The organism is Brevibacillus sp. FSL L8-0520, assembly GCF_037963895.1.
Classification (GTDB): Bacteria; Bacillota; Bacilli; order Brevibacillales; family Brevibacillaceae; genus Brevibacillus; species Brevibacillus borstelensis.
The window spans coordinates 164056-176613 of record NZ_CP150171.1 but is presented as its reverse complement, the minus strand read 5'-3'; the positions used below and the strand labels follow the sequence as shown (position 1 = coordinate 176613).

Here is a 12558-nt window from a genome sequence, read left to right as displayed (position 1 = left end):
TATTATCCCCCTACGTAGGTGTCATAATTTAGGGCCATTGTAATCCCAACCCACTTGCTTGTCAATGCATATCCGCTGGGGAGACTGCTGTATTTACCCATCCGCCAGCACGCGCTCGCGAATAAAGCGCGCCACTCCGTCCTCGTCGTGATGCGGAGCGATAAAACGGGCCAGCTCTTTCATCGCCGGACTGGCGTTTTCCATGACGACAGGAAACCCTACGTTGGACAATGCTTCCCGGTCATTTTCCGCATCGCCAAACGCCATGACTTGTTCGGGCGCAATTCCCCATTTCCGACAAAAATAAGTGAGCCCCTCCCATTTGGAGACGCCTTTCGGGATCACCTCCACATTGTGCTTCCCTGAAGATGTGATGTCAGCCTGATCACTCCAACGCTCAAGCTGTTCCCGGACAGGCACGAGCGCTTCCGGGACGGGGTGCCAGACGAACAGCTTGACGATCTTCGACTCGCCGGTGGCGATCCGCTGCATCATTTCTGCCAAGGGAACGACCCGTGACCACTCGTAAAAGGAAAAGCGGCGCAGCGACACTCCTTCGACCGAAGCATCTTCTTCAATCAATGTTTCTATCCGTTCCCTGTCTTCCTGAACCATCCAGCGATTGCTTTCGGTGTCGTGCAGCTCATAGTAGATTGGTTCCTGCCTTAGTGTATGCACAGCCTGTTGGATCATTTCCAGCGGCAAAGCAGCATGCTGAACCAATGTTCCGTCCGCCTCCAGAACTGTCGCGCCGTTGCTGCATACATATCCGTCAAACGCGAATCCGCCGATCGGCAGCTGCGCGGATGCATAGGTGCGGCCGGTCGACAACACCAGCTTGCAGCCGCTGGCTTGCAGCAGCCTACAGGCTTCCTTCGTTGCCTCTGTCATCTGTGACTGTTCATTCAGCAGGGTCCCATCCATATCAAAAGCTGCCAGACGGAGCCTAGAAAACAAGGCGATCTCCTCCTTTGATGAAAAGAAAAGCGCAGGCGCCACATCCTGCACTTTATTTCCAAATCACTATGAATTCTTCCACCTTCAATGTACCCTATTCGCCCAGGTTATTCAATACGGGGCCAGACATTCCGCCTGCATAATCGAAAGTCCGCTATACGAGATGGCAAGCTACCTGATGATCGCTGTCCGCCAATCGTAAAACGGGTACTTCCTCCTTGCATCGGTCAGTCGCGAGCGGGCATCTCGTATGGAATTTGCAGCCCTTCGGCGGATTCGCCGGACTCGGAATGTCTCCGCGCAGAACGATCCTCTCCCGCTTGAGCCGCGGATCGGGGATAGGCACCGCCGACAACAGCGCCCGCGTATACGGGTGCAAGGGACGGGCAAACAGTTCATCCCGCGGCGCAATTTCCACCAGAGAGCCCAAATACATCACGCCGATGCGGGTGCAGAGGTGCTCCACCACACTCAAATCATGCGAGATGAACAGGTACGTAAGCTCTTTTTTCTCCTGCAGGTCGCTAAACAAATTGATGATTTGCGCCTGTATGGAGACATCCAGCGCAGAAACAGGCTCATCGGCCACAATAAACTCCGGCTGCAGGATAATCGAGCGGGCAATACCGATCCGCTGCCGCTGACCGCCGGAGAATTCATGCGGAAACCGGTCGATGTGATACGGAGCCAACCCGCAGAGAGAGAGCACCTCCTGCACCCTTTCCCGTATCTCCGACTTGTCGGCCAGCCCGTGGTCCATGAGGGCTTCTCCGATCGCATCCCCTACCCGAAGCCGGGGATTGAGCGAGCTGTACGGGTCTTGAAAAATGAACTGCATGCTGGGCCGAAGCCGACGAAGCTCTTGCTTGCTTACTGCATGCAAATCCACTCCCTTGTACTTGACCTCGCCCGCCGTTTTATCGGTAAGGCGCAAAATCGTGCGTCCCGTCGTGCTTTTGCCGCTCCCGGACTCGCCGACCAGACCGAAGGCTTCTCCCTTCCGGATGGCAAAGCTGACGTCATCGACTGCCTTGACGTGACCAATGGTCCTGCCAAAAATGCCCCCGGTAATCGGGTAGTACTTTTTCAACTGCTTGACTTCCACCAATGCCTCACGCAAGCCCGCTCTCCTCCTCGTATAACCAGCACGCCACCCTGTGCCCGTCGTCGATTTGCTTCAATTCCGGCTGCTTCAGTCGGCAAACCGACATGCAGCTCTCGCAGCGGTCATGGAAGTAGCAGGAATCAGCCAGACCAATCAGATTCGGTACTTGGCCCGGGATGGAGTTCAGCCGTTTTTTCCGCTGGCCGATCACCGGCTTTGCTTGCAAAAGCCCGCGGGTATACGGGTGCCGGGGATTGCTGAAAAGCTCCAGGACAGGCCCTTCTTCAATCACCTTGCCCGCGTACATGACGACCACATAGTCGGCCATTTCGGCAACGACGCCCAGATCATGGGTGATGAGCAATATCGCCGTGTTGTACGTTTCCTTGATCTCGCGCAAAAGATCGAGAATTTGCGCCTGAATCGTCACATCCAGAGCTGTCGTCGGTTCATCGGCGATCAGCAGTCTCGGATTGCAGCTGATCGCGATGGCGATCATGATCCGCTGCAGCATGCCTCCGCTTAGCTGATGCGGGTACGCGTTCATGATCTCCTCGGGACGGGGGATGCCTACCAGCGAAATCAGTTCAATCGCTTTCGCCCTGGCTTCCTTTTTGGAGAGAAGAAGATGCTCCCACAGAGGCTCCATGATCTGTTCGCCTATGGTCAAGACCGGATTGAGCGAAGACATCGGCTCCTGGAAAATCATCGCGATGTCATTGCCGCGCAGCTGCTGCTTCTCCAGTGGGCTGAGCTGCAGCAGGTCTACGCCATCGAACCGGATGTCTCCCCCAACCACTTTTCCTTGCGGCTCCGCTACAAGCCCCAGCACGGACATGGCCGTTACGCTTTTACCGCAGCCCGATTCCCCGACGATGCAGACCGTCTCGCCCTCCCGTACGCGAAGACTGATGTCGTTTACCGCTTTGACGACTCCCGACGGGGTGAAAAAATGGGTCTGCAGATGATCGATTGTAAGCAAAGCGTTTGTCATAACCGTCTCTCCTACCTCTTCATTTTCGGATCAAGCGCATCACGGAGGCCGTCACCGAGCAGATTGATCGAAATCACGGTGGCAAATATGGCAAAGCCGGGTGGAATCCAGAGCCACGGCCGTTTCTGAAAATCGATCAGCGTATTCGCGGCATCGATCATATTGCCCCACGTCGGCGTCGGGGGAACGACCCCCAGGCCCAGGTAGCTGAGTACAGACTCGCTCAGAATCGCTCCCCCGACCCGCAGCGTAGCTACCACGATCAGGATCGGGATTGTATTGGGCAACAGGTGAAAAAACAGCTTGCGGTGATCGCGCAGCCCCAGAGACTCGGTGGCCTGCATGAACTCCCGCTCGCGCAGACTCAAAATCTGGCTTCGCACCAGTCTCGCCAGCTCCGGCCAGCCGATCAGGCTGAGCATCAGCATGACGATGTAGATCCGGTAATCTGTGGGCACCTTCCACTCGGACAGGATCGCCCCGATAATAAACAGCAGCGGAAGTCCCGGAATCGTCATCAGAATGTCTGCAAAGCGCATCACGATTTGATCGACAACCCCTCTGTAATAGCCAGCTACTACTCCCAGAACCGAGCCGATAAAGACAGACAGCACCATGGCGGCCAGTCCCACCGTCAGCGAGATGCGGCCGGCCTGCATCAGCCGGGTCAATATGTCCCGCCCCAGGTTGTCCGTACCCAGCCAATGAGCCATGCTGGGGGGCTTGTTGATCATCACCGTATTGACCTTTCCGGATGCGTAGGGCGAAAAAAACGGCCCGATGAAGCAGAACAAAAACATAATGACCAGAAACACCAGTCCGCACATGGCGACCTTGTTCTTTTTCAGCTTGGCAAACGTATCTCTCCAGAGCGAAGACCGCCGGGCACCGGTCCGCGTGCCTGCCAGTCCCGCTGTCTCCGTGACGATGGATGACAATGTCGACTCCTCCTATTTCAATCTCACTCGCGGATCAGCCACGCCGTACAAAAGGTCGGCAAGCAGATTGCTGACGACGGTCAAAATGGCCAAAAACATCGTAAATCCCATCAACAGCGGGTAGTCGCGCAGGCTGAACGCCTGCATATACAGCTGCCCAACCCCTGGCCAGTTGAAAATCTTCTCCGTGATGATCGCGCCTCCAAACAAGGCCGGAAGCTCAAAGCCAAGCAGGGTGATCGCGGGAAGCAAAGCGTTTCGCAGGGCGTGCTTGTAGACGACTGTTTTTTCCTTCAAGCCTTTGGCCCTTGCTGTGCGAATGAAATCCTGCCGGATGATTTCCAGCATGTTTGTACGAAAATAGCGGGTCAGGGAGCCGACCCCGAGCATTGTGAGCACAAGCACCGGCAAAAACATATGGTCGATAACCTCCCACACGTATGCAAGTCCGGTCGCATTGCTGCCGGTCGTGATCATCCCCCCGGGCGGGAACCAGCCAAGGTCCACCGCAAAAAACTTGATGATCAACAGCCCGGCGAAGAACGAGGGAAACGACATCGCGGCAAATGCCCCGATCGTCACTGCTGAGTCAAAGAATGAGTACTGTCTGGTCGCCGAGATGACCCCGATCACAATCGCGATCAGCCAAGTAAACAAGGTAGAGGCGGACGCAATCAAAAAGGAATTCCAGATGTACTGACTGAGCAGCGAGGTGACCGGCTGCTGATACTGAAGGGAATATCCAAAATCGCCCCGGACGGCATTGCCGAGCCAGACGAAATAGCGCTCCACGACCGGTTTATCCAGACCGTACATCTGTTTTAGCTCCGCTTTTCGCTCGTCAGTCAGCTTCGGATTGTTATCGACAAAATCACCCGGTGTCAGGGCGTACAGGCCAAAAATCAAAACGGATGCCCCAAACAGAGTCAGGACCATGTACAGCAGTCTGCGGATGATATAGGCTTTCATCTTGTGCCTCCCAAGGAATATGCCCAGCCCGGAGGCTGAGCATCTTCGTTCGATCTATTGAATCGGTTCAATCTTCAGATCGGGCAAATTGCCGGAAATGCCGGTATATCCGTTCGGATCAAATCCGGACACTCTCGCGTTGTGGGCGGTCAGCAGCTTCCGATAGGTGAGGAAAATGTACGGCGGATCGTCGCTCAGCTCGTTGTACAGCTCTTTGTAAATTTCTTTCCGCTTTTCAATATCGAGCGTGCTGATCCCCTTTTCCAGCAATTCGTCTACCTTTGGATTGGAGTATCCGTTCGTGCCGGTAAAGCTGCTTGAACGGTTCGACCCAAATTGAATCACGCCGTCGGACGGATCGGTCAGCATCGTCGTGGAGAAGGAGGCGAGGTCATGGTCCCCTTTTGCTGTGCGGGCCAGCAATGCATTGTAGTCCATCAGCTCCGCTTCCAGTTGTACGCCCAGTTCCTTGTAGTTTTCTTTTGCGATCGGGATGAGCACATCGCTCAGCGGTCCTTTGGTCGTCAAGTAGTACAGCTTCAGCTTTTGGCCGTCCTTCTCGCGGATGCCGTCCGCCCCGACCTTCCAGCCTGCTTCATCCAGCAGCGCTTTCGCTTTTTCCAGATCGTAGTGATACGGATTGACCTCCTCTGTATAGGCCCAGGAGACAGGCGAGACCGGGACATTGGCTACTTGGCCGTAGCCTTGGTAAGCCGTGTCGACAATTTTTTGCCGATCCAGACCGTATATCAGCGCTTGTCTCACCCGCTTGTCCTTGAAGTACGGCTTGCTGTGGTTGAATTTGATGTAGCTGTAAGCTGTCGACGTGTACACGTTGATGTTTGCGTAGCCCAAGCTCTTCAGCAGCTCCAGATTGTCCTCGTTGGCTGTAAAGGAGTTGTAATCAGTCTCCCCTGTCTGGAAAAACTGCAGGGCATCTCCTTCTGTCGTCTTGTAGATGAAGTACTCAACCGCCGGCTTGCCAGCGTAGTAGTGTTCGTTGGCCAGATAGCGGACCTCTTGGCCGGTGATGTATTTCTCCAGCTTATACGGGCCTGCTCCAAGCGGCTTTCCGTGCAGCGTCCGCAGATACTCCAGGTTGCCCGGTTTATAGCCTTTGCCATAGTAAGCTTTGGATAGCACCGGTCCGCCGAGGATGAGAAGCGAACGGGCATTCACTTTCTCCGTCGTGATTTGGATCGTTTGCGGGTCGATGACTTTGATCCCCTCGACGGTATCTGCCTTGCCCTCTTTGTAAGCCCGACCGCCTTTGATCTGCGTTTCAAAGATGTCTTCGTCTCCGTCGTACGCCTTGTCGTGGAGAATCGTCAGGGTAAAGGCGACGTCTTCCGCTGTCAGTGGCGAGCCGTCGCTGAATTTGAGGTTTGGCCGCAGGTGGAAGGTGTAGGTTAGCTGATCGTCCGAGATGTCCCATTTTTCCGCCAGACGGGGAATGGGTTTGCCGTTTTTGTCGACGCTCACCAGCGGCGCAAAAATGGCCGCGCTCACGTTTCCGTCGTAGCCGTTTTTGTAAAAGTACGGGTTAAATACTCCGCCCGGCTCCGTAAGCGTAGCCACAACCGTATCCGTCCGCTTTTTTGCCGCTTCCGGCGATTTAGATTTATCCGTCGCAGGAAAGAACGAATCCGGAATGCTCTGGACCGTTCTCGTCTCTTGCGGTGCAGCAGGCGTCTGATTGTCGCTTGCGCTTTCCTGGGTGGAGCAGCCGGAGACGGATACAGCTCCGACCAGGATCAGCAGCAACGCGCTAATCAATCCTTTTTTCATTCGTACATCCTCCTCAAAACGTCATGTTAAAAAAGCAACATCTGGAAATGATTATATACATATAATTCCGATGTGTAAAGTAGGTTTTATGAGGATTAAAAAAGCCGTTTTCATTCCAGGCACAAATAGAAAACGGCTCTTTGGTAAAAACAGTATCATCTTCTTTACACTACACGTATAGACAGCCGGGAAATAGGGACTGGAAGAAGAATCACCTCCCATAATAAAGAATGATCCACGTCACGAATGACGGAAGCCCTGCCAATAAAACATAGAGTGCCCATCGTTGCTCCAGTTTTCTTTCTTTTCTCATTGCCTCGTTGTTATCATCCACTACAAAATCCCTTTTCACATCTGGTGTCGCCAAATTAATCCTGTCTACTCCTAATGTTGATCCCAGCATAATGTCAAAATCGGTTGTAAAATCCCCAATATCAGCGGTTTAAAATTCCCCAGAAAAAGCCGACATACTCTCCGGGAGGAGAGTAAATATGGTGAAAAATGGGGAGTTTTTTGTGATCAAAGAAATGCGTCTGAAAGGTATGAGTATTACCCAAATTGCTGAAGAGATGGGACGGGATCGAAAAACGGTTCGAAAATGGCTCCTGAAAGATACGCCAGAGAGCTTTCCTACTCGCAAACCACGTCCCAGCAAGTTGGATCCTTTTAAGGATTTCATCTGTACTCGTATGGCGGAGGGCTGTCAAAATGCCCGCATCATCTTCGAAGAAATAAAAGCCCGTGGCTATACCGGAAAGGACACCATCTTACGAGACTTCATGAAGCCGCTGCGTCCCCACTTTCGTTCAAAAGTAACCGTACGATACGAAACGAAACCTGGACAACAAGCGCAAGTAGACTGGGGACATTTTCGAGCAAATGTCAACGGAAAACAAAAGCGTCTTTACGCTTTCGTCATGGTGCTGGGTTATTCACGCATGATGTATGTAGAATTTACCGAGGACGAAAAGCTGGAAACTCTCATCGGATGTCATCTTCGGGCTTGGCAGTACTTTGGGGGTGTCCCTCAAAGTTGTTTGTACGACAACATGAAAACAGTTGTTTCTGGTCGAGATGACAATGGTAGGGTGATCTGGAACGAGCGTTTCGCCCGCTTTGCCAGCCACTATGGGTGCAAGCTGCTGAGCTGCAAGCCCTATCGGGCTCGAACGAAGGGAAAAGTGGAGAATGGGGTGGGTTATCTCAGAAAGAACTTTTGGCCTCGCATCGGCACTTTTACCGGGCTACAAGATCTCAATCAACAAGTACGCTATTGGCTGGACACCGTTGCAAATTGTCGCCTTCACGGAACCACCCATCAAATGCCGAATGAACGATGGAAAGTAGAAGACCTCCAACCTTTGAACCACGTGCCTTTTGCTGTTGTGGACCGGCATTACCGGAAGGTGATGAGTGATGCTTATGTTTCTTTTGAAGCCAATCGTTACTCTGTTCCATGGGAGCACATCGGTCGAGTAGTAGAAATTCAAGATGAGAAAAATGGAGTCTTGCGATTTTATTGCAATGGCCATCTAATCGCTGAACACTCCAAACAGTGGGGGCGTCATCAGACCGTAAGCATAAAAAAACACTTCGAAGGAATTCGCACATCTACGAGCAAACCGGTTCCCCAACCTACACCTCGTTATATGGCGAATTCAACACCCGAAGTGTTGGAACGCTCTCTTACGGCGTATGAAGAACTGGCGGAAGAAGAGGTGACGCTGCAATGATCTTGCAAGAACGCCTGTTGGAAGCGTCCCGTCATTTTGGATGGATACGCATCCCCGAGATCCTCCACGATCACGCCGAAGAAGCATCCAAACACAACATATCGTATTTGGAGTTTTTGGACAAGCTTCTGCAGGAGGAATTAGCGGCTAAATACGAACGATTTTTGCATACAAGAACTCGATTAGCACGGCTTCCGTTCAAAAAAACACTAGACGAATTTGATTTCTCTTTCCAACCTTCCATTGATGAAAGACGTATCCGTGATTTGGCGACTCTAGGTTTTATTGAGCATCAGGAAAACCTCATCTTCTTGGGGCCACCCGGTGTCGGTAAAACTCATTTGGCCGTAGCGCTTGGTTTGGAAGCAATCAAGCAACGCTATACGGTTTATTTTATCACTGCCCACGATCTGGTACAGTCGCTTCAGACGGCCCATGGCAATCGCACGATTGCCCAAAAAATGCGGGCGCTCACCAAACCAGACTTGTTGATCATCGATGAAATTGGTTACCGCAAAATGGACGAAACTGCTGCTCACTTCTTTTTTCAGATTGTATCTGAACGATATGAAAAAGGTTCATTGATCTTGACTTCAAACAAATCGTACGGAGCCTGGGGAGAGATTTTCGGAGATACCATTTTGGCCACTGCGATTTTGGACCGACTGCTTCACCATTCCAGTACGATCAATATCAAAGGGGAAAGTTATCGCATTAAGGAAAAGAAAAAAGCAGGTTTCTTTCGACCGGAGCCTGCTGAAGTAAACAACCAGTAGCGACAAAAATGGGGAATTTTCAACCGATAGTTTTGGGGAAAATTAAATCGATATTGACAATAAGAAGTGCAAGTACGATCAATCCAAAGCCAGCATAACCTGATAACCTTATCCATACACCAATCAGATCTCCCTGATAAAGAGCGTACCCGAAAAATAACAAGACAAGAACAATCCCGATTGATAAAGATTTAATCAAGTAAGCCCCCCCTTAATAACCCAATTAGAAAACGAACACCAATTTTATGACAATATTGGTGTTCGCTTTACTTTTTCAGAGCTAATTGGTCTTATAATTATCCAGTTTTAACGTCCAAGTTTCAGTTCCCAATTTTAGCGTTGCCTTTGTGTTGACGCCAATTGTACTAGCCCAATCAGAAACTGGCTTCCAGTTTTTGGGGGCATCGTATGAGAAAGAATTTGATGATGGGTATAAAGGTCCACTATCTTGGATCACAGACCCTCCGTGTGTTCCATCATCACGCAAAGCTCCTCCTGAAGCGCCGTATCTCACTTCTCTGCTTGTTATCGACACTTTATTATCACTAATCGTCCAGCCACCAGTTACTTTGGTCAATTTCTTAAATCCATCGCCGTTAGTAGATTTGTACTTATCCCAGTAGTATGTAGAATATGCTTTGACCGAATAACTTGAATCCCAATCTTCATCAGAAGTTGACCCTAAAATGGATATTGATTTATTATCCAGTACTTCTTTAGGAATACCATAGAAGTAATAAGTTACGTAGCTCTCTTTCTGTTCACTTGTAGCAATATTTCTTTCGGTTTTTAAACGTTGTGTCGTATGATAAACTTTCAAATTTTTCTCAACACCCCCATCAGTTTGCAACTTAGCCTCAGCACTTGGAGTACTTTTATAATCTGTGATATTATTTTTCGCCCTTATAAACAATGTACTCAAATCATTAATTTCTTCCGCTTGAAAAGTCACTTCATATGAAGTTTTTGATTCTTTCGCTACAACTCCACTGACCAGAGATGGTTAAGAGGATCGCTGAGATAACACTGCTAATAATCTTTCTCACCCTAATACCTCCTATAAATTGTATTTATATACAATAATAAAATATTGAGATTTATTTGTCAAACTATACTAACTATTCGTTATTTTTACTGGTATTAATTTTGACTGCCTCACTTTTATACGCTAATTCCAAATAAAATACGGTGATCTCTCCTTGGTAGCACCCAGAAGCGATCACCGTATTCAAACTCGACTTGATCAACCTATAATCATTTTATTGTTTCTTCTCGTCCTGTTCGGACCCACTGTTCGGCGTCTCCGCAGTGTTTTCCGCTTTGTTGTCAGTGTTGCCTTCCGTCGTGCTTTCCGCGTTTTCAACGGTTTCCTTTTTGGCTTCCGTCGCTTCGCTGATGGTCGGCTCGTCTTTCTTTGGCTGGATATTCACAACCACGTCTTTGTTTTCGAGTGGATGCGGATCCAGCTTTCCGTGCTCGATCAACTGCTTGATTTGATCAGCGTCAAGCGTCTCGACTTCTAGCAGTGTGGTAGCTACAAGCTCCAGCTGATCACGGTGCTTCGTGAGCAGCTCTTTACACTTGTCGTAGCACTCATTGATAATGCTTTGCATCTCCTGGTCGATTTCGTAAGCGATCTGTTCGGAGTAGTTTCGCTCGTGGCCAATATCGCGGCCCAGGAATACTTGACCCTGATTGCGGCCAAATTGCATTGGCCCCAGTCGGCTCATCCCGTATTCCGTAATCATGCTGCGCGCAATCGCCGTTGCACGCTGGAAGTCGTTGTGAGCGCCGGTACTGATATCGCCCAGCACCAACTCTTCTGCAACGCGTCCACCCAAGAGACCGGTAATCTTGTCGAGCAAGTCGGTCTTCGTTGCAAAGAAACGGTCTTCTTTCGGCAGCATCACTGTGTATCCACCAGCTTGGCCGCGCGGAATGATGGTTACCTTATGTACCATTTCTGCATTTCTGAGGTAGTATCCGATAATCGTATGGCCCGCTTCGTGGTAAGCCACGAGACGTCTTTCGTCTTCGCTCACTACGCGGGATTTTTTCGCCGGACCGGCGATGACGCGGTCGATGGCTTCATCGACTTCAGCCATGTTGATTTGCTTCTTGTTTTTCCGTGCTGTCAGAAGAGCTGCCTCATTCAGCAGGTTCTCCAGATCGGCACCGGTGAAGCCCGACGTGCCGCGTGCGATGACATCCAGCTTCACGTCTTCGCCAAGCGGTTTGTTGCGGGCATGGACCTTCAGTACAGCTTCGCGGCCCTTGATGTCCGGGCGGTCTACCGTAATTTGACGGTCAAAACGTCCTGGACGCAGCAGCGCAGGGTCCAGAATGTCCGGGCGGTTCGTCGCAGCGACGATGATAATGCCTTCGTTGCCGCCGAAGCCGTCCATTTCAACAAGCAATTGGTTCAGCGTTTGCTCGCGCTCGTCATGGCCGCCGCCAAGACCTGCTCCACGCTGACGACCGACTGCGTCAATCTCGTCGATAAAGATAATGCAAGGCGCGTTTTTCTTTGCGTTTTCAAACAAATCACGCACGCGGGACGCACCCACCCCGACGAACATCTCTACAAAGTCAGAACCGGAGATGCTGAAGAACGGCACACCCGCTTCACCGGCAACAGCACGGGCAAGCAAGGTTTTACCGGTACCAGGAGGACCCACGAGCAGCACGCCTTTTGGAATGCGCGCGCCAACTGCGTCAAACTTGCGCGGGTCTTTGAGGAACTCGACCACTTCCTCCAGCTCCGCCTTTTCTTCGTCTGCTCCTGCAACATCGTTGAATGTAACGCGCTTTTTCTCTTCGTTGTATAGCTTCGCACGGCTCTTCCCGAAGTTCATCACTCGGCTGCCGCCGCCCTGAGCCTGGTTTAACAGGAAGAAGAACAGGATAAAGATGATGATGAAAGGAATGATCGATGTCAGGAACGTCAGCCAGATGCTGTTGCCTTCCTGCGGAGCGACCTCAACCCTTTTCACTTTTTGCTCATCGATCTTCGCGTTAACCAGCTTGATGATATCCGAATCGTAAAGCGGTACATTTGTTACAAACTTGGTTTCCTGTCCCGGATTCGCTGCTTTCAGGATACCGTCTACCCGATACGTTCCTCCCTCAGGACGAAGCGTAAGCTCGGAGACGTTATCGGTTAACAGCTGTACCCGGAATTCCTGATATGTAAGTTTCCCAACCTTATCAGAACCGGAGAGGATAAAATTCACGATCCCGACCGTGACAAGAAAGATTAGTAGGTAGAACCCGGTATTACGAAAAAAGCGATTCATTC

General features: G+C 50.9%; 11 protein-coding genes. 2 read left to right on the top strand and 9 right to left on the bottom strand.

The annotated features are described in order from the left end of the window. Positions 1-93: 93 nt before the first annotated feature. From NSQ24_RS00970 to NSQ24_RS00945, 6 genes are all read right to left on the bottom strand, one after another. Entirely contained in the window at positions 94-957 is an 864-nt protein-coding gene (locus tag NSQ24_RS00970) for a Cof-type HAD-IIB family hydrolase (RefSeq protein ID WP_003390267.1), read from the bottom strand. Positions 958-1111: 154 nt separating this feature from the next. Next, positions 1112-2077: an oligopeptide/dipeptide ABC transporter ATP-binding protein gene (locus tag NSQ24_RS00965; protein ID WP_122958771.1), complete on the bottom strand. Its 966-nt coding sequence runs from the start codon at positions 2075-2077 to the stop codon at positions 1112-1114. Next, positions 2070-3056: an ABC transporter ATP-binding protein gene (locus tag NSQ24_RS00960; RefSeq protein WP_003390263.1), complete on the bottom strand. Its 987-nt coding sequence runs from the start codon at positions 3054-3056 to the stop codon at positions 2070-2072. The genes NSQ24_RS00965 and NSQ24_RS00960 overlap by 8 nt, the downstream gene beginning before the upstream one ends. 11 nt (positions 3057-3067) lie before the next feature. Further along, complete coding sequence (gene opp4C / locus NSQ24_RS00955; RefSeq protein WP_051925628.1) at positions 3068-3994, bottom strand: oligopeptide ABC transporter permease; 927 nt, start codon at positions 3992-3994, stop codon at positions 3068-3070. Between the two features lie 12 nt (positions 3995-4006). Beyond that, positions 4007-4963 carry an ABC transporter permease gene (locus tag NSQ24_RS00950; protein WP_003390261.1) on the bottom strand — a complete coding sequence of 319 codons (957 nt, stop codon included), beginning with the start codon at positions 4961-4963 and terminating at the stop codon, positions 4007-4009. Between the two features lie 54 nt (positions 4964-5017). Continuing rightward, positions 5018-6751: an ABC transporter substrate-binding protein gene (locus tag NSQ24_RS00945; protein WP_339166990.1), complete on the bottom strand. Its 1734-nt coding sequence runs from the start codon at positions 6749-6751 to the stop codon at positions 5018-5020. A 491-nt stretch (positions 6752-7242) separates the two neighbouring features. On the opposite strand from NSQ24_RS00945, the gene istA reads away from it, so the two are divergent. Further along, entirely contained in the window at positions 7243-8484 is a 1242-nt protein-coding gene (gene istA / locus NSQ24_RS00940; protein ID WP_024985197.1) for an IS21 family transposase, read from the top strand. After that, entirely contained in the window at positions 8481-9260 is a 780-nt protein-coding gene (gene istB, locus NSQ24_RS00935) for an IS21-like element helper ATPase IstB (protein ID WP_003386482.1), read from the top strand. The genes istA and istB overlap by 4 nt, the downstream gene beginning before the upstream one ends. Positions 9261-9279: 19 nt before the next feature. Here the strand turns inward: istB and NSQ24_RS00930 are convergent, their stop codons facing one another. The 3 genes from NSQ24_RS00930 to ftsH all read right to left on the bottom strand — a co-directional run bounded on the left by NSQ24_RS00930 (position 9280) and on the right by ftsH (position 12556). After that, positions 9280-9459, bottom strand: coding sequence for a hypothetical protein (locus tag NSQ24_RS00930; protein WP_339166988.1), 180 nt, complete (start codon positions 9457-9459; stop codon positions 9280-9282). A gap of 81 nt (positions 9460-9540) precedes the next feature. Further along, a complete protein-coding gene (locus tag NSQ24_RS00925; protein WP_141334247.1) occupies positions 9541-10182 on the bottom strand; it encodes a hypothetical protein in 642 nt (213 codons plus the stop codon). 337 nt (positions 10183-10519) lie between these two features. Further along, a complete protein-coding gene (gene ftsH / locus NSQ24_RS00920) occupies positions 10520-12556 on the bottom strand; it encodes an ATP-dependent zinc metalloprotease FtsH (RefSeq protein WP_122958773.1) in 2037 nt (678 codons plus the stop codon). Positions 12557-12558: the final 2 nt, after the last annotated feature.

Bases quoted from the DNA above. Each gene is read 5' to 3' on its own strand.
- NSQ24_RS00960 (WP_003390263.1), bottom strand. From the start codon at position 3,056: ATGACAAACGCTTTGCTTACAATCGATCATCTGCAGACCCATTTTTTC.
- NSQ24_RS00950 (WP_003390261.1), bottom strand. From the start codon at position 4,963: ATGAAAGCCTATATCATCCGCAGACTGCTGTACATGGTCCTGACTCTG.
- NSQ24_RS00945 (WP_339166990.1), bottom strand. From the start codon at position 6,751: ATGAAAAAAGGATTGATTAGCGCGTTGCTGCTGATCCTGGTCGGAGCT.
- istA (WP_024985197.1), top strand. From the start codon at position 7,243: ATGGTGAAAAATGGGGAGTTTTTTGTGATCAAAGAAATGCGTCTGAAA.
- istB (WP_003386482.1), top strand. From the start codon at position 8,481: ATGATCTTGCAAGAACGCCTGTTGGAAGCGTCCCGTCATTTTGGATGG.
- ftsH (WP_122958773.1), bottom strand. From the start codon at position 12,556: ATGAATCGCTTTTTTCGTAATACCGGGTTCTACCTACTAATCTTTCTT.